We start from the raw sequence: 25685 nt of genomic DNA, 5'->3' as shown, positions 1-25685 counted from the left end.
CTATCGTAGCTTAAAAAAGAAGTCGGAAGTGGTTCCCGGCTTCTTTTTTACTTCCATAACTTAAGGATGAAATAGCACTTTCACAGCATCAATTTCTTTATGCGTAAGCTGGTGAAAAATCTCAGGCCCTTTTTCTAACGAAAGATGATGAGAAATCATCGGCTTCACATCAAGCTGTCCTGTCTTCATAAAATGAAGCCCGGTCTCCCACTCTTTTCCTGGAAAAGGTGCGGATAATGCGTTCCAAGAGCCGAGAATGCGCAGTTCATTCCGGACGATTTTTTCAAAATAATAGCGTTGGAGAGTAATATCGCCGTAAGGAATGCCTAAGTATAAAACCTCACCGCCTTTTTTAGGAAGCGCAAGAACCTGCTCACTTGTAATCGGGGAGCCTGCTGATTCGATTGCCAGGTCAACCCCTAAAGAAGTATGCTTTTTAATAACTTTTTCTGTATCTTCTTTGAGCGGGTTAATAAGAATATCAGCCCCCAGCTGTTTAGCAATTTTCAGCTTGTTTTCATCAATATCGATGGCGAAAACAATTGCTGCTCCAAAAATTTTAGCCCACTGAATGGAAAGAAGGCCGATACTGCCGACACCCATAACAGCTACTGTGGCTCCCGGCTGAATCGATGTGCGGTAAAAACCATGCACAACGACAGAAGAAGGTTCCAGCATGGCAGCAGTGTCAAAGTCAATTTCATCAGGCAGCTGCAATACATGGGATGCAGGAAGGATAACGTATTCCGCATAAGAGCCGGAGTGTTTTGCGCCAATAACCGTCAGCTCTTCGCAGCGTGTTGGAGCACCCTGTCTGCAGTAGTTACAGTTACCACAGGAAAAGGTCGGGCAGGCGGATACACGATCACCTTCTTTAAATTGAGTTACCGCACTGCCGACAGCAGCTACAATACCTGAAAATTCATGACCAAAGGTTGTTCCTGAAACATAGGGTCCAAGCTTTTTATAGCGGGATAAGTCCGAACCGCATATTCCGGCAGATTTAACCTGGATTAGAACATCCTCATTACCAGTTAGTTGAGGAAGGGGTGTATTTTCTACATAACGTAAATCCTCTATATCGTATAAATTTAGAGCCTTCACATCAGAACTCCTTTCTAATGCGTCTCGTTTGATTTTTTTCTCTTTTTTACTAAGAAATAGCCGGCGATACCGACGATAATCGAGTTAAAGATAAGCTGATATTCAAAATAAAATTGACTTATTCCACGCATGGGACCGAGCATAAAATCTAAAAACATATCAACCATATTAAAACCTCATTTCGATATAAATTTCATATGCTTTCATCATCCAAAGGGGTCAGTAACACTTTAATAGCTTCTCCGCTTTTAATTGCCTGGTAAGCTTCATCCCATTGATCGATAGTGTATTCATGCGTTACCAGGCTTCTTGCGTTCACTTTGCCTTCCTTCATTAATTGGATGGAAGGCTCCCAATCAGCGGGCTTTTGACTTCTGCTTCCAACTACCTGTATTTCCTTTTGAATGACTTTTTCCATGTCGAAGGAAACCTGAGCTTCCGGGAAGATACCGATTTGCGCATAATGTCCTTTTTTCCTTAATAAATCTAATCCTTGATTGGCTGCGTGAATGGAACCGGAGCATTCTAAAAGAACATCTGCACCGTAGCCATCGGTCAGCTCATTTACTTTGTCCTTTAAGCTTTCTTCTTGAAGATTGATGACATAATCCATGCCAATTTCCTTTGCTTTATCGAGACGGATCTGATCATTTGTCAGGCCGGCAACTAAAACAGTCGCTCCATAGCTTTTTGCCACCTGGGCAGCAAATAAGCCGATTGGGCCCGGACCGAGGACAATAACCAGATCTCCCTCGCGGATTACTGTTTTTTGAATGGCATGATAAGTACATGCCAAGGGCTCTGTCATTGCTGCAGAACGATCATCTACCTCCTGAGGCAAATGATGAAGACTTTCTTCACGTGCAATCAGATATTTGGCAAAACCGCCATTTACCTGACTTCCAAGCCCTTTACGGTGGTTACATAAATTATAGTCTCCTGATTGACAATAGTGGCATTCCCCACAGGTATAAAAGGTAGTTTCTGATGTAACGCGATCACCGACTTTAAAATTTGTTACACCTTCTCCGATTTCTACGATTTCTCCTGAAAATTCATGTCCTAATGTAACTGGGACTGCGACTTTATAATGACCTTCATAGGTATGGATATCGGAGCCGCAGATTCCTGCATAAGCAACTTTGATTTTTACTTGATGGCTGGAAACAGTAGGTTCTTCTACATCCTGGAGGCATAAATTTCCATGTCCCAGTTCGGTCTTAACGAGAGCTTTCATCGTTTTTTCTCCTTTTCAATAATTTCTGTTCTTTTCCAATGGGAAAGGGTTAGCAGAAATAATGATGAGTTATTCTTACGCATTAAAGAAAATCATAAGTAATTATTCATAACATCATTATTTTCTGCTATTTACATATTAAAAGTAACGTTTGATTCAAATAAAACGTCTCATTAGTTAAAAAGATCAAAGAATCTCCAAATTACCTAGTTCACGATATTTCCACCTTGGTCAATACTGGATACCTGTGCGGAGCCTTCGGGAAGATTAATATCTGCACGCATCGCCATATCTGTAAATAATGGGGCGATGTCCGTTGCTACATAGAGTGAAACAGCAATCATAATCGAGCCGACAATAACAGAGTGAATAATATTCCCTTTAGAAGCTCCAACAACAAAGGCGATAACAAATGGAATGGTTGCCAGGTCTCCAAAAGGAAGCACAGCATTTCCTGGTAAAATAACAGCAATCAGAACAGTGACCGGTGTTAAAATTAGTGCAGTAGCAATAACAGATGGATGACCTAAAAGAACAGCTGCATCCAGACCAATGTTAATTTCACGATCACCGAAGTGCTTATTCAGCCATGTACGGGCAGATTCAGATACTGGCATTAATCCTTCCATCAGGATTTTTACCATTCTTGGCATCAGTACCATAACAGCAGCCATAGAGATACCAATATTAATAATGTCGCCGACACCATAGCCGGCTAAAGCGCCGATTGCAGCACCAAGAATTAAACCGATAACCATGGAATCTCCAAACACACCAAAACGCTTTTGAATCGAGTCTGGATCTGCATGCAGTTTATTGATACCCGGGATTTTCTGAAGTCCTTTGACAACAAAAATAAATGGAGCATAAGAGATCGTACTTCCTGTTGCCACAGAAACTCCAGGCATTTCATAAAAATCACGAACCATTGGCTGGGTCCAGTCTGCTATTTTTAAACAGATAATCTGGAATAATGTTGCTGCAATTAACCCTTGCACGATACTCCCGGAGACGGTATAGACAATTGCCCCCATAAAGGTGTAATGCCAAAAGTTCCAAATATCGACGTTCATTGTTTTCGTTGTTTTTGTCACCAGCATGATAACGTTTACAACTAAACCTAATGGAATAATAAAGGCAGCAATTGTTGATGCCCAGGCAATGGATGAGGTTGCCGGCCAGCCAATATCAATTGTATTTAAGCTGACACCGAGTCTGTCGACCATTCCTTGTGCTGCCGGGCCGAGATTTAAAGTTAATAAGTCTATAACAAGGAAAATACCTACAAATGCAACACCAATTGTCAGACCGGAGCGAAAAGCTTTTCCAGGCTTTTGGCCAAATAAAAGTCCAAGTAAAAAGATGACAACAGGTAAAATGACGGTAGCTCCTAAACCTAGAAATGCTTGTATAAAATCAACAAATCCTTGCATAAGATGTCCCTCCTATGGATTAGGATGCTGCTCTATTTAAGGGGAAGTTTTTAAAAGAATAGAGCAGCAAAATATTATTTTAATAACTCTTCTAAAATCTGTTTCTTTGTATCCTCTACACCAATTCCTGTCAGGAACGTACGTGCATTAATAACCGGGAAAGAATATTCCTTCTTTGTCATTGCAGTAGTAACTAATAAGTCTGCTGTATCCTCATAGGTACTTACTTCTGCAATTCTGATTTGTTTTAAATCTACCTTTATTCCATTTTCTTTTGCTAATTCTTCAATCGCATTATTCACGACAGTCGATGTAGCAATTCCTGCTCCGCAAGCTACAAGTACTTGTTTCATAGCCTCTCACCTCCTTTAAAGTCACTCAAATTAAGTTTTTCAGTTACTTGTTTCTTCAACTCCAGTACACTATCTGTCTGGAGTAATTGATCGAGAAAAGTACCTTCTTGAAAAATCTTCATTAAATCCTGCAGAAGCTCCAGTTGTGAATGAGGCTCATCCATTGCCAGCATAAATACGATTTGAACAGGAGTGGTTTCGCTTACTTCTCCCATAATGACAAAGTCTACCGGATTTTTTAATGTAGCTATGCTGATGGTTTTCTGGTTTACATGAACAGCATCTGTATGCGGGATAGCCACAGATACGCCTGCTGTTGGTAATCCGGTTGCAAATTCTTGCTCTCTTTCGATAATTGCCGGAATAAAGCTGTCTTTGACATAATGATGTTTTACTAGATTTTCTCCCATCTGCTGAAGTACTTCTGTGTAGTCAGCAGCCTCTAAATTCATTAAAATAACTTCCTCATTAAAACGAAATTCACTCATGAAATACCACTCCTGCCTTAACTATTAGTGCGTGTTCAAAAGTCCTCTGTTTATTGGATTTTTTGAACATCCTTCTATGAATCAATTAATAATATAATCTCGAATCAACTTGTATATATATTCCTTCGAACTGGCCTGAATCAGTTTCGGTAACAGACTGGACGAGGAAGCGACCTTCATCAGCTGCATCAGGGCATGAATATGCTGTTTTTTATCGACTGCAGCAATCATAATCATCACATGAATCTGATGATTTTCTTCCCCGTAAGCGACACCGTTACGAATTTTTAACAGGCTCATACCAACTTTTTGGACACCTTCCTCTGGTGTAGCGTGAGGAATGGCAACATGCTCGCCGATAGCAATATAAGAATCTTCTTTCGAATGCTGAATGGTTGCATCGATATAATTTGGTGTAATGTATCCAAGTTTAAGTAATGGTGCACCGCATAGCCGGATAGCTTCATCAAAAGAGGAGACAGATTCTCTCAGCGTAATATGATTCACAGTCAGAAAATCATGTAAGTCTTTCTCTTCGTCAGTAGGGGCTTGCTTTGTAATAGCCGCATTCTTATCCCGATGAATATAAGCATAGAGCTCCTTACGCAAACTCTTTTCATCTGAAATATTGGAATGCTGCTGGATCTTATCAATTAAATCGTCCACATTGATTTCATTTGGAATATAATCGTATATTTCCAGCATGACTTGTTTTCGAATGCGCTGCTTATCTTCTGTACGCAGAACCGGCTTGCAGATAAACAGTTTTTTTTCCGTCTCTAACGTAATTGGCGAGAAAACGATATCGTAATCCAGCTCGTAATGTAAAAACTCTCTGACAGACAGCCAATCCAAAAATACGAATTCAGGGAATAGCTCACGCAGCTGCTGAAACATTAGCCGGGAAACGGAAATTCCCCGCGGGCAGACAACCAGTGCTTTTATTTTCTGAGCTATACTTTCTCCCTGTTTGTGCATCCAGCCGCTGATCAACATGACAATATAAGTAATCTCATTTTCAGGAATTCTGCTTTCCATTACTTCTTCGAGCGGACTAATTGCCAAATGAACCAGATGCCGGATTTGTTCAAATTCTTCATTCTCGTTATCCTCGAAAAGGATAGAATCTGTCAGCTGATATCTAATCCGGTAGTACGCTGGTGTTAAATGCTGCAGAAGCTTATCAATCAACTGCTTACGGTCATGAAAGTTAATGCAGGCATTTTTTTCAAAGAGCCGGACCATTTTATCAATCGCCGGAATTAAGTCAGGAATGTAATCCTCTGTCACCCAGGAATTCCGGTGCACACTGCCCGTTAACAGATTCAATGTAATAAAGATACGCTCAGGCGTTGGAAGGCTTTTATCGTATAAAATTTCCTCTGTCGCCTGGTATTCCTTTGTATTAGATAGTTCATCATAACGGATAAAGAAAGGTTGAATCGGATATCCTTTTTGGATTCTCCGCAGAATTAATACAAATATTGCCGGGAGCGACATCATAATTTCATCTGTGAATTGGATGGTAAGCTTTTGTTCCACCCGCTCCAGCCGGCGCTCGAACTGATCAAGCAATTCATCCTCGAGCATCAGTATTTCCTGCAGCTTTCTTTTATTGTCATCGTGCAGGATTAATTCATTCGCAAGTCCTATCATCATTTTGCGTGCCTGAAATTCATTTCCTAAAATTTGATAACCGTCTTTTCTTGTATGCTGAATTTCTAATTGATAAGAATCCAGCAGCTTCTGAGCATGCTTCATATCATTTAAAATGGTGTTCTTGCTGACATCCAGCTGTCTGGTTAACCCGTTTAACGAAATAGTATCTTTTCCGCCTAATATGGCCATAATCAGAAATTTTACCCGATTCTGTTCAGACATGATTCCGTCCCGGGACTTTGAATCTCCAGCGGAACCTCGCTTCACAGTTGCAGTTAAAATAGATTGATCAATAATAAATTGACCTTTCCTGGTTCGTTCGATTTCTGGCAAATGACTGTCTTTTAACCAAGTATTTATTTTTTTAAAGGTATAGCCTAATTGTCGGCGAGAAAGATTATATTTATCTGCAAGCTCTGAACTTGAAATGCTTGTATCGTTGATTAGTGCGTTAAAAATAATCTCTTCTCTTTCTCCTAACACAACGCCTGCCTCCTTTGATTAGAATCATAACAATTGCTGAATAATTAATGAATGCGTTTACATCACAAAGTTGAGAATCATCTTTGTACAACATTGTGATAATGCATCTTGTTTTATCCTACATAAAATTTTGAAATAATAGTAGTAACAGGAAAGTAAAATGCGTGTTTATTTTAACAGAAAATAGAATTTACAATCTGTGTTGCAGAATAAAAGTAAAGCGGGGGTGATTTTTTTATTCTTAAAATATGTAATTAGTATCTGCTAATAGGTTCTAGTATAATTGGCTTGTATGTAGTATAATCAGATTATTTCATTCTGCAGATAAATGATTCAGACTTTTATTTAGAGAAGGGGCCCTGAAAAGATGGCAGAACAAGAACAAAAGAATTCCTGGACATATGTTGAAATTATCGGTGACACTGTTTATGGGAAGCATTTAATTTTTACAATTATCATCAGTATAGTGTTCAGTTTTATTGGCTTTTTTGCAGGCAGAGAGCTTATTTTTCCTCGAATTGCTCCAGAGGAGATGATCCAGTCCTATTCACTGCTGCTGGGGATAGCCGGAAGTGTAACGGGCCTGCTGGTAAATACATTTTTATTTAAACCAAAAAGAACCCTGAATGAAACAGCTTCAACGAACAATGAACTATCGGAAATATATGAGAAGCTGCAGCTGGATATGGAAGAAGAGCGGGAATCTATTTTAAATGATCCGGTAACAGCGCAGGAAATGAAGGAACAGGGATTTTATGACATGTTTATACCTGATGAGAATGAACAGCGTCATCCGGAAGAGAAGAAATAGTGAAAGAGGAGAATGAACCCAAATGGATGTATTACTTATATCAATTTTGTTGGCGGTTGTAGCGGGGATAATATTCACTGCAATCGGTTTAATTTCCGGCTCAGATGAAACCGCTGTGCTTGTTCCGGCAACATTAATTGTCGTATTGTTAGGGGCACCGCCAGAGGCCGTTTTTGCATTTTTTATGTCGGCGGTACTTTCAAAGCATCTTACCCATGCGATACCAACTGCATTAATGGGTGTACCTGGAGATACAACAGCTGCTCCGATGCTCGATCATGCCAACTTTATGCGGCGAATCGGCCTGCCGCATATTGCTTTGCGAAAAATGATTTCTGGCGGAGTTATTGGTGCATTTATTGCGCTTCCTGTGTCATTGGCGTTTGCTGTATTCTTGAGTCAGTTTGGCGAATTTTTTCAAGAAAATGCCGGGATTATTTTTACGTTGGCAGCAGTTTTAATCGGTTATTTTTCCAAAGGACGCTGGGCAAGTATTATTTTAATTATTCCGCTTGCTCTTGTGATTCAAGGATTAAATCTGGTCAGTACAACCATTTTAGGGACAGGATTATCCATAAGCTTTTTCCTGGGGATTGCAATTGGACCAATGTTTACGGATATTCTATTGGCTTCCTCTGCAAGTGGACGGTTAATGATTCAGCGTCAACAGCCGAATGAATATAAATTAGCTCCCGAGAAGAAATCCTGGTCTGGATATTTTCCCAATCCATTTAAAGTTTTAACGAAAAAGCAAGCAGCATCGGTTGGCGGAACATCCTTTCTGTCTTCTCTGACCTTTGCTCTCAGTCCTGTCGGGATGACAGCGTTAATGGGGGAAATAATAGGATCCCGTGTGAAGGGGCAATACAAAAAATCAACGACCAGTCTTTCTACGATGAATGGTGTAACAGAATCTACTTATATTGCGGAAACGATTATTCCGCTTGTTGCATTCGGAATTCCGCTCAGTCCTGTGGCAATTGGTCCGGCACAGGCATTATTTAATGCGCCGCCGGTATTTACAACAGAGCCGCTCCATAATTTACATACGTTAATGGAGCCAATGGATTTTCTTCTTTATGGGCTGATTGGAATTATTGTTGCAGCAGTTATCGCCTATCCGTTCTCAATGAACTTTGCCAGAAAGGCGACAGTACTTGTCCTAAAACATATTAATCAGGAAGCCATTATAGCAATGTTTATTGGTGTAGTTACGCTGCTTGCGTTTTATGAAGGCGGTTTGGTGAGTGTTACCGTTACTTTTGCAATGGCCATGGTCGGCGGATTATTGAATCGTTTCCTCGGTGTAGGCATCGGGGTTCAATTTATGATATTCTATGGCTCCAACTGGATAGTAACTACTTTATTGGGGATGTAAGGATTTAACAGATAGCGGGGCAGATGAATTCTGCCCCGCTATCTGTATAGGAAAGAAAAGAATAGAAATATTTCAGGGAATAAACCTGTATTAAAATATGGTAAGATATCAGGTGGAAGGATGTGAAGCGAGTGAAGTTAATAGCAATTGATCTGGATGGTACCCTGCTGGGGGAAGATGGAAAAATCAGCGAAGTAAATCAGGAAGCTATTCGCAAAAGACAAGCGAACGGAGATATCGTCGCTTTTTGCTCCGGAAGATCACTGCATGATATGAAGGAGATTGCGGCAGCTGCTAATTTGGATGTTCCATTGATCTGTGCGAATGGTTCGTTAACAAGTGTAAATGATGAAATTATCCGCAGTCAGATTCTTACTTCAGATAAGTTAATAGAAATAATGGAAAAAGTATCTGAGGCAGAATTATATTTTGAAGTTTATACGAATAAAGGTGTATATGTCCAAAAAGATAAACAGCCGATTCTGGAAGAGGAAAAGGAAACGCTTTTTGATACACCGGAGGAAAAAGAAAGTGCAGAACAAATTATTGAAATACAAAATATGCAGTATGGTATGGTCGAGGTAGATGACTACTTAGAAGCAGGAGTTACAGAATTGGAGCCTTATAAAGTGTTTGTCCTGACATTCCGCCGTCAGGAGTTAGAGAACCTTGCGGGCGCTTTAGAGGATAGAGAGGATATTTCTGTAACAACTTCAGGTTACCAAAAGTTAGATATTGCTCATCCGGATGCAAGTAAAGGGGACGCTCTGAAAGGTCTGGCAGAATACTATCAAATTCCGAGGGAGAATACGGTCTGTATTGGAGATAACTATAATGATATTTCTATGTTCCAATATGCAGGAACTGCTGTGGCCATGCAAAATGCAGAGCCGGAAGTAAAGGAATATGCAGATCATATGACCAGAAGCAATGAGGAAAATGGTGTCGGCTACGCTTTAAATGAAATAATCGAATAAAGAAGGATATATTCAAAAACGGCAATTATTCTTCTTTAGAGGAAGCACTATTATAAGAAATCCGAATCTGATGTACATTTTTAGATAAGAAAATGTGTATTCAGATTCGGATTTTTTATGCAATATTATTGCTGTTCTTCTGTATTTTCAATTGTCTTCTTCTTTACGAATTGGAATAATCCCACTTCATGTGCAGCCTGAAATGCACTGACAACGAAGGGTCCAAAAATCAGCCCGAGTACCCCGAAAAAGACAAACCCAAAATACATAGATAAGACTGTCGGCAATGCTGCGAGCCCCATTTGATCGCCAAGTACTTTTGGTTCTGTAATCCGTCTGATAATCAGCAGGAATAATGCTAATAACATCAGCTGCAGACCAGTTGGGACATCCCCAATCATCATCATTAATCCTCCCCAGGGAACAAGGATTAATGCAGGACCAACGTAAAGCGGAATAATATCTACAATCCAGATAATAAAAGTCATCAACAGCGCAAATCGCGGTGAAATAAATAATAAGCTCAGGTAAGTAATGACAAAAATCATAACACTAAGCAGGAACTGGGCTTTCCAGTATCCCCAGAACACTACTTTTAAACGGCCGAAGAAGTTATTTAATTTGATAGCTGTTTTCTCTGGGAAAAGAGCGAAAAATGTTTGAAACAGCTTGGGTAAATCAAGGCTGAATAAAAAGAAAGTGATAAGATAGACAAGGGATATAAAGAGCAGGTTGGGGATAGATTGCACCCATGATCCGAGCATGCCAATCATACTTTCCACTAAGTCGTATCCTGTGTTTAATAACCGCTCTGATTGGCGCTCCAGTTCACTGATGATTGCATCGCGCTGAGGTAAATCAGAAATCAAATCATTAAATTTATAGATAATTTCATTAATAATAGATTGAATTTCACTTCCATACCTCGGAACATTATAGCTCCATTCTACAATCCGGCTGATTGTGCTTGTAAGCATGACATAAAGCAATGCGCATGCTGCCACTACAAATGTTGTAAAAATAATGGTTACCGGCCAAATTCGTTTCTCCGTTTTTAACGCTTTTTTTAACAGCTTCACCAGCGGTTCAAAAATAACTGCTGTCAATAATGCCAGTAAGACGGGCACAAATACTGAAAAGTAAAAATACAAGAACACACCAAGTGCTACAAGTAAAATACCGATAATAATTTTCTTAATTAATGCTTGGTTTAACAAAAGCTTTCCTCCTGCCAGTAAAACAATAATTTCTTATAGAGGATGTTCAAAAAGCCGCCGTCTTGAACTTCTTGATATCGGACTTTTTGAACACACACTTATAGTATTATTTTATAACCCGACTCTCAACTTGTAAACTAGAACGAGGGCGTTTTGTAATAAGAGACGGTTTTACACATGCTTACTGAATAAAAAATCCGCCAACTTCATTATTACCATTAACAGATACATTTAAAACTACAGGCTGATTATTAAACGCTCCCTCATAAAGAATGGAGTAATATCCATCAACTTCCTGCTCATCCACATAGTCGTATCCTGCAAATTCTCCAAAATCTGTTGTAAGCTGATCCCAAATCTCTTCTAAATCAGCTGCAGTTACTTCAGATGCCATCGTATCATCAAAAAGTGCAGTGGCCCCTTCAAAATCTTCATCAGCTACCAGTGTTAAAAATGCTTCAGCAGTCTCAGAGGCTTCCTCTGATGTTATCGAAGCAGTATCCTCGTTGTCTGTTGTTTCTTCCTCTTCTGGCTTTTCTTGGTTTGTCTGGGTATCTTCCTGGTTATTATCAGTTTCTTCAGAGGGGGAATCTGAATTTCCACATGCTGCAAGTAGAGTAATCAATAAAATAGACGTTAATAGAACAGCTAATTGTTTTAATTTCATTTTTATGCTCCTTTTTGTTTAATTGTTATGCTCAATAATCCAGTTGCTTATATCTGTAATCACTTCTTCATCCACATGGCCGGGAATTTGGTATTCTTGAACACTTCCTTTGTTTTCTCCCTGAGACAAAGTAAAGATATGATTAAGATCTGGATATGATTTTAACGTTACCTGCGGGTCATTCTCAAAAATGCTCTGCCATGCAGTGAAATCCTTTTCCGGTGTTACCTGAAAATCTGCTTCTCCCTGAAGGACAAGTATCGGTTTGTCGGAATCAAGGGCAATCTGACCGACATCATACTGATCCATTTCCTGAAGATAATATCCGCTCATTCCCCCAAGATCATATTCCATTGCTTCTTCTGACGGCATATCCTGAAAGCTTTCTGCAAGCTCTTTAAATGCTTCAGCCTGCTCCTTGACCTGCTCTTTTGCTTCATCACTCAAATTATCAGGAACCAGATCTAATTGCTGATCGTACAAAATTTCCCATAGAGAACGGGGGGAACCGGCTAAAAGAATCATTCCGGCTGTATCTGCTTCCTCATCAATCCGTGGTGCAAGCATTCCACCGAGTGAGTGTCCGCCAATATATACTTGATCTGGCAGAATTCGGTCGTCAGCTTGCAGCAGACGTGCTGCTTCTACTGCATCATCAATGGTTTCTTCTTTAACTGACAGTGCTGAACCTAAATCCTCCACCATTTTCGCACCATGCGTAAATGTACGCTTATCATAACGGAGAACAGCAATTCCATTCTCTGCTAAACCATAAGCAATATCTTGAAAAGGCTTATAACTATAGATAGCTTCATCCATATCACTCGGTCCAGAGCCTTGTACGAGCACGACAGCAGGAAAAGGTCCTTCTCCATCATCCGGCAGGGTCAGCTTTCCGCTTAAAGGATAGCCTTCCTCTGCTTCGATTGTAATTTCTTCCTCTATAGCTGAATCAGGCAGTGCTGATTCCTCATACGGACGCTCAATTTTTAAGCTCTCCAGTTTTTCTTCTTCATTCCATTTCGTTTTAACCTTCACCGTTGCGTCATCAAAAATAACTTCACCAGAAACAGTTGTTTTATCCTCCTTAGCAGCAGCTTCCATGTTGTTTATTTCATTCAATGCAGTTCCCCGATTAGCTTCCCAGGATAACTGTAATTCAGCAGCAGGATATTTTTCCTGCAATGCTTCTGAAAAGTATTCTTGTTCAATCTGCTGGTACTCCTCATCCTGTAATTGCTGAATCACTTTTTCAGTATTTTCTTCTGCAGTACTCTCCTGGCTTGAACAGGCAGAGAGGACGGCAAGGCTAAGACCAATAAGAAATATGTATTTTTTTCGCAAGCTCTTCACTCCCTTTTATCATTATGCTAAGTATGGATTTGATTATTTTAAGGTTATATACATACATACGATTGAAACAAGATTATGTTTCAAAACAGCTTAATTATTTGTTGATCAGTAAATCTTTGGTTAAGATGGAGATATACTTTTGACACAATTTTTCAAGAAAGAGGTGGGAAAGTTTGCCTGCAAATACAGAATTATTTCAAATAAAAACAACTAAGAAACAGGAGTTTGTTTTTTTGGATAGCCAGTTGAAAGAAACTTTAGCAAACAGCGGTGTGCAGGAAGGGATTATGATTGTATATTGTCCGCATACAACCGGTGCAATTACGATTAATGAAAATGCTGATCCGGATGTCCGGCGGGATCTATCACTCGGTATGAACGAAACCTTTCCAAATAAAGAAGCATATGTTCACATGGAGGGAAACTCTGATGGCCATATGAAATCATCTGTTGTAGGAGCCAGTGAAACGTTAATTATTTCAAATGGACAGCTGATTCTGGGAACATGGCAGAGCGTATATTTCTGTGAGTTTGACGGTCCTAGAACGCGGAAGGTATATGTCAAAATTATGGAAGGATAAGGCCTGTAAATAAAGGGAGAGATAAAGTATGACTGCAGAAGCATTATTATTTAATCCGCAAAGACATATTGAATTAGAGGGAACACAAAATATTCGTGATTTAGGAGGCTATCCGGCAAAGGATGGCAGGCAGACAAAATGGGGGAAATATTACCGGGCTGATTCCTTACATAAAGTATCCCAGGAGGGACATGCTTTTTTACAAAAGGAAAAAGGCATCCATACCATTATTGATTTGCGTCTCAGCATGGAAGGGAAATATAGAAAAGCAGATAAAGCCCTTTATGATTTTCATAATATTCCATTGCTGGACCCGGCTACATTTACAACAAAAATGCCGAAAAGTCTTGTAGATATGTATATCTTAATGTTAGAGACCAGTAAACCGAAATTTAAAGAAATCATGGATATATTTCTAAAAAAGCAAGGAAAGCCTGTTCTTTTTCATTGCCGTGTCGGAAAGGACCGTACAGGTGTCCTCGCTGCTATTTTATTAGATTTAGCAGGTGTATCAAGAGATATTATTGTGAAGGATTATGCTTTAACAGGAGCGTATAAGAAAATAACAGATGAAGAGCTCAATAACCGTCCGCCGTTGATGTCACGCAATCAATTTAAAATAATGCTGGAGTGTGAGCCTTCTTATATGGAAGCTTTCTTGGATTACTTGTATGAAAAATATGGGAATGCTGCCGGCTTTTTAAAAGTGATTGGCCTGACGGATGAAGAGATTGTAGCATTACGTGATGATTTTGTAGAAGAAGCATAAGAAAAAGGGAGTTTAACAGACCTATGCCGTTATTCTCCCTTTTTCTATTTTCCCGATACCTAATAATATGGCGGGTACGGGTATCCATTATAGTATCCTGGAGGTCCGGGCGGTCCAGGGGGGCCTGGTGGACCCGGCGGGCCGTAATACCCCATCGGTCCCGGTGGTCCTGGAGGTCCGGGCGGCCCGGGAGGACCATAGAAGCCTGGTCCGGGACCGGAACCAAAGGCACTTCCTAATAAGCCGCCAGCTAACCCGCCGATAAATGGAAAAAAGAACGCACGCTGCTCTGCTCCGTGTTGATGATAGGCTTGAGCAGGGTATGGGCTATATTGTGAAACAGGCATATCAAACTGCTCAGGATGCTGATAATCCATCACTTGATATTCATCTGCATGTGAATAAGCATGATTTTGGTCAGGTTGCATATACATTCCTCTTTTCTGTATGAGCTATATACCTAACCTATGCAGCTGCTTCGATTTTGTTCATCCGTTCTCGCGTATCGGTTGCACTTAACGGCGGAATAAACGCAGAACGAAACTGACAACGACAATAAGGATAATAGCACCAATCAGAGCAGGTATAATATAGAATCCTCCTATTTCAGGTCCTAACTCTCCAAAGATAGCAGAACCGAGCCAGGCACCGATGAAACCTGCCAGAATATTTCCGATAATTCCACCTGGTAAATCCTTACTTACTATTAATCCGGCTATCCAGCCAATAATTCCACCAACAATTAGACTCCAAATAAAACTAAACATAAAAATCATTCCTTTCTATGCTTATCTATTTCCAAATATAAGTATTTTAAACTTAAAATTCACCATTTTTTTGTATCTATATAGTATTATTTAGAAAATCTTTTATTTTATTATTTAAGTACTCAACTTTCGCACTTTAAAAAGTAACTTCCTATCTACAGGAACAGGGGTTGATCATTTCTTCCATATATCTGTTGACAAAGATAGAAGGTAAAGTGTAAAGTGACCGCTACGGCGGACCGTTTTGCTTTCCTAGGGGCACGCTCTTCAGCTAACTTTTGCCAAGAAGAGCACTTGGCAAAAGTGGATCTTCAGATGGTGCTAATCCCTCAGGAGTCAAAACGGTCCGCCTCCGCTAGCAGGATATTCTATACTGAAATAACTGAACAAATAAAAGGTAGATCTGACAGAACAAACTTTCGTGTTGCATGGTAAACATGCTCAGTAGTCCTTATTTTTGGTACATGAAAGCTATTCTCGATATGAATTATTCATGCTGTTAGGATTTGAACTGCTAAAAAACGATGAGTTCATCTAACTTCATAAGGATATTATTTCTTCCATGCGCTGTAGAATCCTATTAGAGCGCAGGCCAACCACGTAGACTCCTAAGTGGTTCGCAGGCTAAACCCGTGACTCCTGGGGCCTAAGATTACTCACCCCATCGAAAAGCGTTGTCACAACGCCTGCACTTGCACATCCTGGGACTGGGACTGCGATTACTCGTCCCACCGAAGAGCTTTTGCGATTACTCGCCCCATCGAAAACATTTGTGCATCGCAGGGCGAGCTGAAGCCGTCCCCATGGCAGACTAAGATCGCAACGTCCTGTTGCAACGTCTGCACTAGTACGTCCTGTACGTCGGAAAGCGGAGTGGTTGGGCGGAGCAGAAGCTATACACAATAATCTGTTCAAAAAATAAAACGATGAGTTAACTAAAAGCAATCATAATAATAGAGACTATGTACATCCTGGAACAAAAAGATTTATATGTTTATTCTTAGGTGCGAAAGTTGAGTTAAGTATAAAGGCCTGATTGATTTTAGGTTATTTTATAGTTGATAAGTAATGGTTGTGATATTACATCTTATGATTATTTCAGAAGAATATAATCTTAAATATGCGCAACTTTAGTTTGGTTAAAGACTTATATGAGTTAATTATTTTGATGAAAAAGACTTATTTTTATTTATAAATAGAAACTATTATTATGTATTATTTCCTTTATATTACTTAAATTACCTTTTAAAGGAAATTTTAAAAAGTTTTTATAAAATTTCTGATTTTTAGATACATTTTCTCTCATTTCTTCCGATAAATAAATATAGACAATTAGGAGAGATGGAAAAATGAAAAAAATATTCAAAGCCAAAGGAATACGATTTAAGTTAGTCTTATCTTTTATCTTAATTTTATTAGTACCGGGAATTACCATTGGAGTAATGTCGTATTTCAGTTCCATGAATACGATAGAACAGCAAAAGCAGGATCAGGTACAGGAGTTAACCGCGGTGATGAATCAGACAATTAATAATACATTCGAGTTGAAACAGAATGATATGGAAGTCTTATCAAGCATAATTACAGCAGATGTAATAGAGGATACAGATGAATTAAATAGAATAATGTCTGATTATATCGGCTTACATACTGAAGCTCCTGAATTTTATCTTGGGACAGCAGAGGGAGATTACCATATGCAGCCGGATTTAGAGATGGAGGAAGGTTATGATCCGAGAGAGCGTGACTGGTATCAGGAAGCAATGGCAAATCCGGACGAAGTGATTATTTCTGATCCTTATCTGACAGCAAGCGGCGAAGGACAGATAGCAGTCAGTATTTCTAAAGCGCTGGAAGATGGATCGGGAGCAATTGGCATTGACGTATCTATGGACTTTATTCAGCAGCTTGTATCCGAAATGAGCATCGGTAAAAATGGATACGCTATTCTGCTGGATACAAATCAAAACTTTATTTATCATCCGGATTCGGAAGCCGGTGAAGAAGCAGAAGAATCTTTCTATCAGAAAATGTATGATAATGATTCGGGGACATTTAACTATGATTATAATCATTTATCCAAAATTATGGTCTATGATACAAACAGTTTGACAGGCTGGAAACTGGGAGGAACAATTGACGAAAGTGAGGTAGAGGCAACTGCTATGTCCATTTCTACCTCGGTTACCATCACTCAGGGTATAACCTTGATTATTGGAACCGTTGTTATTTTACTTCTCATCCGTTCCATTATCCGTCCAATTAAGGTTTTAAAAGAAAAAGCAGAAATCATCAGTACGGGAGACTTAACGCAATCGGTTGAAGTCAAAACAAATGATGAAATTGGCCAGTTGGGTATCGCTTTTAATAAAATGGGAGAGAGCTTACGGGAATTGATTAGAGAGGTTGAGTATAATACGCAGCAGGTTGCCGCATCTGCCGAAGAATTAAATGCAAATGCAGACCAGATGACAAGTTCTTCGGAGCAGGTATCTCTGGCAATCCAGGAAGTTTCCTCCAGTGCGGATCATCAGTTAAGCGGTACAGAAGATGGGGTGAATTCCCTGGAAGAAGTGTCAACAGGCGTGAACAGAGTAGTAGAAAGCTCTGCGCAAGTAACGGAACTGGTTCAAAAAATGAATACACAGGCAGAGGTCGGAGGACAGGCTGTGAGTGATACATTGAATCAGATGACCTCTATTCAGTCATCTGTGGAGAATACCAATGAAAATATTTCATCTTTATTAGAACGTTCGAAACAGGTTAACACGATTTTAAATGCAATAACAGATATCTCTGAACAAACAAACCTTTTAGCATTAAATGCGGCAATTGAAGCTGCACGAGCCGGAGAGCATGGAAAAGGATTTGCCGTCGTAGCAGATGAAGTCCGGAAGCTTGCCGAACAGTCCAAGCTTTCAGCTACACAAATTAGAGATATAATTGTGGGGATTCAGACAGACGTTGAAAATGCAGTTGATAAAATGGGACAGGTAACATCTAATGTAAACAGCGGACTGGATGTTTCCTACGATGCGATTGATAAATTTGGAGAAATTATGCGCTCCAGTGCGAGCATTAAACCACAAATGGAGGAAGTTACATCCATCTCTGAACAAATGGCTGCAGCTGTAGGACAATTAATGGAGACAGTGAGTAATTTAGCTTCTATTGCCCGTAATAATGCAGCATCTTCAGAGGAAGTCGCAGCCTCCTCTGAAGAACAGCTTGCATCGATGGAAGAAATCTCCGCATCTGCGAAATCTCTATCGACAATGGCAGAAGATTTATCAGAGAAAGCCTCAAAATATAAATATTAATACAAGATCGAGGATCTTATGAAAGAAGTACAGCAGTAAGCATAATTACTGCTGTATTTGTTTTGTTACAAATAATATTCGTAAACTTCCTGTTGAAGGATTTTTTATTTTCCTCTGGATAGAAGCTAGTAAAAAATAATAGATTGACATCAAAATAAATTGAAAAACCTTTAGAAATTTGAGAATGGTCCGATATAAATAGTAGTGAGAAATTGTACTTATTAATTGGTGAAGGGATGTCTTTATACTCGTTATAAAGTAGTGCATATGAATTATTTATTGCGGATATAAATATATAACATTTTATTGGGGCAGATAAGCTTAAGATAACCCTGAATCTTGTCAGATTAGATTTAACAGCTTCTCTCTACGTTACAAACATAAGATTAGTAAAAATTGATCTATTTAGGAGAGATTGATAATGAAAAAAATATTTAAAGCGAAAGGCATACGGTTTAAATTAGTTTTATCTTTTTTCTTAATTTTATTACTACCAGGGATTATTATTGGAGTTATCACGTATTTCAGTTCCATAAACACTGTAGAAAATCAACAAATGAACCAGGTAGAAGAATTAAACACCATGATGGACCAAACAATTGATAACCAGTTTGAATTAAAAAAGAATGATGCAGATGTCATGTCCGAAATGATTACAGCAGAACAAATTAATGATCCAGATGAATTAAACCGGGTATTTTCTCAATATATCCGGCTGCATAATGAGGTTACTGAAATTTATGTTGGAACACCGGACGGAGAGTTCTTTAATCAGCCAGAACTTGAAGTGGCAGATGATTATGATCCAAGAGAACGTGATTGGTACAAAGAAGCAATGGCCAATCCCGGTGAAGTCATTGTTTCCAACCCTTATGTTTCAGCAAGCGGTGATGGAGCAATTGGAGTCAGTGTATCAAAAACCCTGGAAGATGGCTCAGGGGTTGTAGGAATTGATGTATCTACCGATTTTATTCAGAGTCTTGCATCAGAGGTGAGCATAGGAGATGATGGATATACTATTTTGTTGGATACAAATCAAAATGTTATCTATCATCCGGAAATGGAAGTTGGGGAAGAAGCCGGGCAGGCTTTTTATCAAAAAATGTATGGTAAGGATGCCGGCAGTTTTGAATATAAGTATAATAATACATCTAAATTAATGGTTTATACTACGAACAACATGACTGGCTGGAAGATTGCCGGGACGATTGATTATAGTGAAGTGCAATCAACAGCGAAGTCTATTACGTCAACACTTATTGTAGTTCTGTCTCTTACTTTAATTCTGGGGATTGGCGTCATTTTGCTGCTGATCCGTTCTGTTATCCGGCCAATTAAAGAAATAAGAGAAAAAGCAGAAATCATCAGTACGGGAGACTTAACACAATCGGTAGAAGTCAAAACAAATGATGAGATTGGGCAGTTAGGTACAGCTTTTAATAAAATGGGAGAAAGCTTGCGGGAACTAGTCAGGGATGTGGAATTAAATGCACAACAGGTTGCCGCGTCTGCTGAAGAATTAAATGCAAATGCAGACCAGATGACAAGTTCTTCGGAGCAGGTATCTCTGGCAATCCAGGAAGTATCCTCCAGTGCGGAGCATCAGTTAAGCGGAACAGAGGACGGTGTTCATTCGCTGGAAGAGGTATCAACAGGCGTCGGCAGAGTAGTGGAAAGCTCCACCCAAGTAACGGAACTGGTTGAAAAAATGAATACCCAGGCAGAAGTGGGCGGACAGGCAGTAAGTAATACACTGAATCAGATGACCTCGATTCAGTCATCTGTTGAGAATACCAATGAAAATATTTCATCCCTATTGGAGCGCTCGAAACAGGTCAGCACAATTTTAAATGCAATTACAGATATATCTGAGCAGACCAACCTCTTAGCATTAAATGCGGCGATTGAAGCAGCACGCGCCGGAGAGCATGGAAAAGGGTTTGCGGTTGTGGCAGATGAAGTCCGGAAGCTTGCGGAACAGTCCAAGCTTTCAGCTACACAGATCAGAGATATTATCGTCGGCATTCAAACGGATGTAGAGAATGCGGTCGATAAAATGGGACAGGTAACATCTAATGTAAACAGTGGCCTCGATGTTTCCTATGATGCGATTGATAAATTTGGGGAAATCATGCGTTCCAGTGAGAGTATAAAACCGCAAATGGAAGAAGTCACATCCATCTCTGAACAAATGGCTGCAGCTGTAGGACAATTAACAGAAACAGTAAGCGATTTAGCATCCATTGCCCGTAATAATGCAGCATCTTCACAGGAAGTAGCAGCCTCCTCTGAAGAACAGCTTGCATCTATGGAAGAGATCTCTGCATCTGCGAAATCTTTGTCATCCATGGCTGAAGATCTGTCAGAGAAAATATCAAAATATAAATATTGAACCAGGATGAATGTATAAAAAATGCAGCAGTGAAAATACTCATTGCTGTATTTTTTATGGAAAAAGGATTCATTTTAGATAAATGAAAGAGCTTCGTTATCAGCAGTTTTTCTATATATAGGTATTTAATCACGGGTTAATAGTTTTAAATAGAATGAAAGTTTTAAAATAAACTGAATGTATTTATATTATGAAAAATCATCCGATAAATATAAAGTATGAATTTTTAAGGGTGAGTACTGTATTTAGCGGAAAAAGGAGTGAATCATTAACGGCTACTGCATGCTTATTTAGTGGGTATATTGACCTATTTTAAATAAACTGTTAAAGAGAAAGCAAATATATCGATATTAATAATTTTTCTCTTACCATTTTAATCGTAAAAATCAAATATAGCAGCAAGGGAGATTCAGTTGTGAAAAAAATAATGAGACCAAAAGGAATTCGATTTAAATTAGTATTATCCTTCTTTTTAATGTTATTAGTTCCAAGCTTAATAATTGGAGCAATTACATATTTCAGCTCTATCGATACTTTGGAGGATCAAAAAACAGAGCAGGTAGAAGATATAACTGCTTTGCTGAACCAGACAGTTGACAACGCATTGGAATTAAAAATAAATGATTTGAATACATTTGCAGCACAATTTAACAGTGGGCAAATAGATGATGATGAAGAGACATTAGAACAAGTATTGGGTCAATATAAGGAAATGAACGAGGGAGTTTCCGAGGTATATATGGCTTCCAATGACGGTGATCTATTCTATAGGCAGCCTGTTTCTGAATTACCGGAAGGATTTGATGCAACCGAACGCGGCTGGTTTATCAATGCTGTGGATAATCCGGGAGAGGTACAGATTTCAGAACCATTTGAAAGTGCAAGTGGAACAGGAACTGTAGTAAGTATTACGAAAACACTGGACGACGGATCTGGGGTTATGGGAGTCAGCCTGTACGTCGATTTTATCCAGCAGATGGCATCAGAAGTTTCAGTCGGTAAAAATGGCTATGCGATTATTCTGGATAAGCAGCAGAAATATGTCTACCATCCAACCTTTGAAACTGGAGAAGAAGCGGATAGCAGTACACTGGGAACAATGTTCGATAATGGGACAGGCAGCTATGAGTACAGCTATGATGACTCATCGAAAATAATGGTTTATGACACAAATGATTTATCCGGATGGAAGCTGGCAGGAACAATTGATTACAGTGAAATTCAGGATGAAGCAGCATCCACTTTAACGATAATGATAACGGTTATTGTTGGAACACTATTGGTTGGAACTTTAATTATCCTGTTCTTAATCCGTTCCATCACTCGCCCGATCCGTAAATTAAAGGAAAATGCAAAAGTTATCAGCACCGGTGACTTAACCCATTCTATTGAGATCAATACAAAGGATGAAATCGGCGAGCTGGGTCAGGCCTTTAACGAAATGCAAGAGGGCTTAAAGAATCTTGTCCGGGATGTCGAATTTAATGCGCAGCAGGTTGCAGCATCGGCAGAGGAATTAAATGCGAATGCCGACCAAATGACGAGCTCATCGGAACAAGTATCCTTAGCTATTCAAGAGGTATCCGCCAGCTCAGAAAAACAGCTGAGCGGGACAGAAGAAAGTGCCAATTCCTTAGAAGAGGTATCGACAGGGGTCGGCCGAATTGTTGACAGCTCCACAAATGTAGCTGAATTGGTGACGCAAATGAGCACACAGGCAGAAGTCGGAGGAAAAGCAGTCAGCGATACGTTAAACCAAATGACATCTATCCAGTCTTCTGTTGATAATACAAACTTGAATATCGCATCCTTATTGGAACGCTCGAAGCAGGTAAGCACGATTTTAAAAGCTATTACAGATATTTCTGAACAGACAAATCTTCTGGCCTTAAACGCAGCGATTGAAGCGGCTCGTGCCGGGGAGCATGGAAAAGGATTTGCAGTTGTAGCCGATGAGGTTCGTAAATTAGCGGAGGAATCCAAAAACTCAGCCGGTGAAATCAGCTCGATTGTCCATGGTATCCAGGACGATGTTCAAAAAGCCGTGGAGAAAATGTCTGAAGTGACAGCCAATGTAAATGATGGATTAGATGTATCTTATGATGCTATTGATAAATTTGGAGAAATCCTGCGTTCAAGCAGCGATATTAAACCACAGATGGAAGAGGTAATGGCAATCTCCGAGCAGATGTCTGCAGCAGTCCAGCAGGTAACAGCAACAGCAAATGACCTGGCTTCTATCGCCAGAGATAATGCTTCATCTTCGGAAGAGGTCGCAGCATCCACGGAAGAGCAGCTCGCGTCCATGGAGGAAATCTCAGCATCTGCAAAATCCCTCTCCAGTATGGCAGAGGAATTAACATCAAAAATTGCAGAATATAAATATTAAACAAAATAAGGCATGAAAGAAAAAAGAAGAATCTTCACTAGTTGGAAGATTCTTCTTTTTTCTATATAAGTACTCCATCTTTTTTATTCAAACGATAACTGAATTTTTATTCATTTTCATGTCATAATAAACCAATTTTATTTGTCTGCTTAAAAAATATTGGGTACAGCCTTACTCTTTCTATACATATCATCCATTTGCATCTTTACTTATATGGCTTAGCAATCGTCTTGTTTTTACAAGATGCGCAGCAATGGAACGATTACCATGCAGATTTGTAATCAAGCTATCAGATCTTCCGTTGAATGGGAGTTTTATTTGAAATCCGATCTAATTGATTTAGCAAGTTATCCAGCGACTGTGATATTATCAATAAATTTGGGTCATTTGGATCTTTTTCATAAACTGCATACATTTCTTTTCTTTTCGCTTCAATCTGCTTGTTCAATTTATTAATTTCCGACATACTCTCACGCCCTCTCCAATTATCAAACAGAAGTTGGATATGGCATAAAAAGATATGATAAGGCTCTTAGCATGATTTTAACAGGAAAGGGGAGAAAAATAAAATAAATCAACTGTTGTAATTTATGGGAAGGGAGTATTTAATAGTAAGTTAAATATTTAAATTAAGTTTGGGAGATTTGTGTTTTTAGGCAGGTGTTTATTAGGAAGACTACATATTTTTAATAGAGATATAGAAGATTTTTTCGCAATAAAAAATGAAGAAAAATAAATTAGAAAAAAATTAGAAAAAAAGCTTAAACAATTTGTCCCAGTTGCCGATATAAGAAATAGATCATCAAAGGATGATTCGTTAGGGCCTTAACGATAAATATTTATTTTGATATTGACCTAAATGGTTAATATAGATGAGATCACATGGATGTGGCTCAAAAATTTTAAATTACATGGAGGTAAGAAATTATGATTATCAATCACAACATTTCCGCAATTAACGCACATCGTCAGCTTGGTGTGAACCAAAACGGTGTACAGGGATCATTGGAAAAGCTTTCTTCAGGAATGCAAATTAACCGTGCTGGGGATGACGCTGCCGGGTTAGCAATCTCTGAAAAAATGCGTGGGCAAATTCGTGGGCTGGAGCAAGCTTCTGTAAACGCACAGGATGGTATCTCTTTAATCCAAACAACTGAAGGTGCTTTAAACGAAACGCATGATATTTTACAACGTATGCGTGAATTAGCTGTTAAATCTTCCAACGATACAAATACAGATGAAGATCGTGCAGAAATTCAAAAAGAAGTAGATCAATTAGCTGAAGAGATTTCTCGTATCTCCAATGACACTCAATTTAACACACAAGATTTACTTAAAGGAGATTTCAGTGCCACTTTCCAAATTGGAGCAAACACTGGCCAAAATATTAGTATTTCTGTAAATGACATGTCTGCTTCAGCATTAAAAGTTGGAGATAAATTCGAAACAACTGGTGAAGACACTAGCTCTGAGATTACCATTGGTGAAGGTAGCAATGCTGTTACAGGTACTTGGAGAGATGCTCAAGACGCTGTAGAGGAAGAAACAGATGAAGATGGAAATGTTACAACTCCTGGTTCGCCAGCAACTCAAGCCGGATACTATGATGATGACAATAATTTAGTTCTTGCATCTAGCAAGGCGCTTGCAGACGGATCTACTGGAGTAAAAGGTATTGATGTTTCAAGCCGTACTCAAGCTGATTCAGCAATCACTACTCTCGATGCTGCGATTAATACAGTATCTGCTGAACGTTCTAAACTAGGTGCAGTACAAAATCGTTTAGAGCATACTATCAATAACCTAGGTACATCTGCAGAAAACTTAACAGCTGCAGAATCCCGTATAAGGGACACTGATATGGCGAAGGAAATGATGGAATTCACGAAGAATAACATCCTTTCACAAGCGGCACAATCTATGTTAGCTCAATCCCAACAAATTTCTCAAGGAGTATTACAACTCTTACAGTAATGTTGATGGGGAGGGCGTCTAATCTGGTAACAGATTAGAGAATAACTGGGTGAATTGCTGGAACTTCCTAAAGTGTTTTGTACCACAACGGAGCTGGAAACGGCAGACGGAATGGTTTGAAAAACAAAGCAATGAAACAATGGATAATCAGCAGCCAAGCACCTGTGACGAAAGTCTGGTGAAGGTTCAACGACTAGAATGTACTGCCTAAAGTAGTAAATACAAAGGCAATGAGATTCGTAGGGTGGAATTAATTCCATTCGAAGTGCCCAGCCCCTTTGATAATAAAGGGTGAAGATATAGTCTATTCTATGATCGAAAGACATAGCGGCA

General features: G+C 39.3%; 22 protein-coding genes. 9 read left to right on the top strand and 13 right to left on the bottom strand.

Annotation, left to right across the window (positions count from 1 at the left end; translation table 11 throughout):
• Positions 1 to 60: 60 nt before the first annotated feature.
• The 7 genes from IEX29_RS01645 to IEX29_RS01615 all read right to left on the bottom strand — a co-directional run bounded on the left by IEX29_RS01645 (position 61) and on the right by IEX29_RS01615 (position 6757).
• Positions 61 to 1104: a galactitol-1-phosphate 5-dehydrogenase gene (locus IEX29_RS01645; protein ID WP_188732804.1), complete on the bottom strand. Its 1044-nt coding sequence runs from the start codon at positions 1102 to 1104 to the stop codon at positions 61 to 63.
• A gap of 14 nt (positions 1105 to 1118) precedes the next feature.
• Entirely contained in the window at positions 1119 to 1271 is a 153-nt protein-coding gene (locus IEX29_RS01640; RefSeq protein WP_188732803.1) for a hypothetical protein, read from the bottom strand.
• A 26-nt stretch (positions 1272 to 1297) separates the two neighbouring features.
• A complete protein-coding gene (locus tag IEX29_RS01635) occupies positions 1298 to 2341 on the bottom strand; it encodes a zinc-binding dehydrogenase (protein ID WP_188732802.1) in 1044 nt (347 codons plus the stop codon).
• 206 nt (positions 2342 to 2547) lie between these two features.
• Positions 2548 to 3774, bottom strand: coding sequence for a PTS galactitol transporter subunit IIC (locus tag IEX29_RS01630; protein WP_188732801.1), 1227 nt, complete (start codon positions 3772 to 3774; stop codon positions 2548 to 2550).
• Positions 3775 to 3848: 74 nt separating this feature from the next.
• Positions 3849 to 4127 carry a PTS sugar transporter subunit IIB gene (locus IEX29_RS01625; RefSeq protein WP_147210697.1) on the bottom strand — a complete coding sequence of 93 codons (279 nt, stop codon included), beginning with the start codon at positions 4125 to 4127 and terminating at the stop codon, positions 3849 to 3851.
• Positions 4124 to 4615, bottom strand: a complete 492-nt coding sequence (locus IEX29_RS01620; RefSeq protein WP_188732800.1) for a PTS sugar transporter subunit IIA — start codon at positions 4613 to 4615, stop codon at positions 4124 to 4126. Before IEX29_RS01620 ends, IEX29_RS01625 begins: the two co-directional genes overlap by 4 nt.
• 81 nt (positions 4616 to 4696) lie before the next feature.
• A complete protein-coding gene (locus tag IEX29_RS01615; protein ID WP_188732799.1) occupies positions 4697 to 6757 on the bottom strand; it encodes a BglG family transcription antiterminator in 2061 nt (686 codons plus the stop codon).
• A gap of 367 nt (positions 6758 to 7124) precedes the next feature.
• Between IEX29_RS01615 and IEX29_RS01610 the strand changes: the two genes are divergently transcribed.
• The 3 genes from IEX29_RS01610 (at position 7125) to IEX29_RS01600 (ending at position 9923) form a co-directional block, all read left to right on the top strand.
• Entirely contained in the window at positions 7125 to 7568 is a 444-nt protein-coding gene (locus tag IEX29_RS01610) for a hypothetical protein (RefSeq protein ID WP_188732798.1), read from the top strand.
• Positions 7569 to 7590: 22 nt separating this feature from the next.
• Positions 7591 to 8946 (top strand): tripartite tricarboxylate transporter permease, encoded by a 1356-nt coding sequence (locus IEX29_RS01605; protein ID WP_188732797.1) that lies wholly within the window; start codon positions 7591 to 7593, stop codon positions 8944 to 8946.
• 122 nt (positions 8947 to 9068) lie between these two features.
• Positions 9069 to 9923, top strand: a complete 855-nt coding sequence (locus tag IEX29_RS01600) for a Cof-type HAD-IIB family hydrolase (RefSeq protein WP_229720043.1) — start codon at positions 9069 to 9071, stop codon at positions 9921 to 9923.
• 125 nt (positions 9924 to 10048) lie between these two features.
• Here the strand turns inward: IEX29_RS01600 and ytvI are convergent, their stop codons facing one another.
• From ytvI to IEX29_RS01585, 3 genes are all read right to left on the bottom strand, one after another.
• Positions 10049 to 11140 carry a sporulation integral membrane protein YtvI gene (gene ytvI / locus IEX29_RS01595; protein ID WP_188732796.1) on the bottom strand — a complete coding sequence of 364 codons (1092 nt, stop codon included), beginning with the start codon at positions 11138 to 11140 and terminating at the stop codon, positions 10049 to 10051.
• 181 nt (positions 11141 to 11321) lie between these two features.
• On the bottom strand, positions 11322 to 11807 hold the full coding sequence (locus IEX29_RS01590; protein WP_188732795.1) for a DUF3887 domain-containing protein: 486 nt from the start codon (positions 11805 to 11807) through the stop codon (positions 11322 to 11324).
• 18 nt (positions 11808 to 11825) lie between these two features.
• Positions 11826 to 13151 carry an alpha/beta hydrolase gene (locus tag IEX29_RS01585; RefSeq protein WP_204799012.1) on the bottom strand — a complete coding sequence of 442 codons (1326 nt, stop codon included), beginning with the start codon at positions 13149 to 13151 and terminating at the stop codon, positions 11826 to 11828.
• A gap of 182 nt (positions 13152 to 13333) precedes the next feature.
• Between IEX29_RS01585 and IEX29_RS01580 the strand changes: the two genes are divergently transcribed.
• Both IEX29_RS01580 and IEX29_RS01575 read left to right on the top strand, forming a co-directional pair.
• Complete coding sequence (locus tag IEX29_RS01580) at positions 13334 to 13741, top strand: secondary thiamine-phosphate synthase enzyme YjbQ (RefSeq protein WP_188732794.1); 408 nt, start codon at positions 13334 to 13336, stop codon at positions 13739 to 13741.
• A 28-nt stretch (positions 13742 to 13769) separates the two neighbouring features.
• The gene (locus IEX29_RS01575; RefSeq protein WP_188732793.1) at positions 13770 to 14510 is read left to right on the top strand and encodes a tyrosine-protein phosphatase; all 741 of its coding nucleotides are present in this window, start codon (positions 13770 to 13772) and stop codon (positions 14508 to 14510) included.
• Between the two features lie 59 nt (positions 14511 to 14569).
• On the opposite strand, the gene IEX29_RS27165 is transcribed toward IEX29_RS01575, so the two are convergent.
• Together IEX29_RS27165 and IEX29_RS01565 are read right to left on the bottom strand one after the other, a co-directional pair.
• Complete coding sequence (locus IEX29_RS27165) at positions 14570 to 14938, bottom strand: hypothetical protein (protein ID WP_373290617.1); 369 nt, start codon at positions 14936 to 14938, stop codon at positions 14570 to 14572.
• Positions 14939 to 15025: 87 nt separating this feature from the next.
• A complete protein-coding gene (locus IEX29_RS01565; protein WP_188732792.1) occupies positions 15026 to 15277 on the bottom strand; it encodes a GlsB/YeaQ/YmgE family stress response membrane protein in 252 nt (83 codons plus the stop codon).
• 1349 nt (positions 15278 to 16626) lie between these two features.
• Here IEX29_RS01565 and IEX29_RS01560 point away from each other — a divergent pair.
• From IEX29_RS01560 to IEX29_RS01550, 3 genes are all read left to right on the top strand, one after another.
• The gene (locus IEX29_RS01560) at positions 16627 to 18597 is read left to right on the top strand and encodes a methyl-accepting chemotaxis protein (protein WP_188732791.1); all 1971 of its coding nucleotides are present in this window, start codon (positions 16627 to 16629) and stop codon (positions 18595 to 18597) included.
• A 421-nt stretch (positions 18598 to 19018) separates the two neighbouring features.
• Positions 19019 to 20989 (top strand): methyl-accepting chemotaxis protein, encoded by a 1971-nt coding sequence (locus IEX29_RS01555; protein WP_188732790.1) that lies wholly within the window; start codon positions 19019 to 19021, stop codon positions 20987 to 20989.
• Positions 20990 to 21404: 415 nt separating this feature from the next.
• A complete protein-coding gene (locus tag IEX29_RS01550) occupies positions 21405 to 23378 on the top strand; it encodes a methyl-accepting chemotaxis protein (RefSeq protein WP_229720042.1) in 1974 nt (657 codons plus the stop codon).
• Positions 23379 to 23667: 289 nt separating this feature from the next.
• On the opposite strand, the gene IEX29_RS01545 is transcribed toward IEX29_RS01550, so the two are convergent.
• Entirely contained in the window at positions 23668 to 23826 is a 159-nt protein-coding gene (locus IEX29_RS01545) for an aspartyl-phosphate phosphatase Spo0E family protein (protein ID WP_229720041.1), read from the bottom strand.
• 479 nt (positions 23827 to 24305) lie between these two features.
• On the opposite strand from IEX29_RS01545, the gene IEX29_RS01540 reads away from it, so the two are divergent.
• A complete protein-coding gene (locus tag IEX29_RS01540; protein WP_188732788.1) occupies positions 24306 to 25352 on the top strand; it encodes a flagellin N-terminal helical domain-containing protein in 1047 nt (348 codons plus the stop codon).
• The last annotated feature ends 333 nt before the right edge of the window (positions 25353 to 25685 follow it).

Origin of the sequence: Oceanobacillus neutriphilus, assembly GCF_014645515.1 — a bacterium.
In the GTDB taxonomy this organism is placed as follows: Bacteria; Bacillota; Bacilli; order Bacillales; family Amphibacillaceae; genus Oceanobacillus; species Oceanobacillus neutriphilus.
Note: the sequence above shows the minus strand (reverse complement) of the source record. Positions and strands in the feature narration are given on the sequence as shown.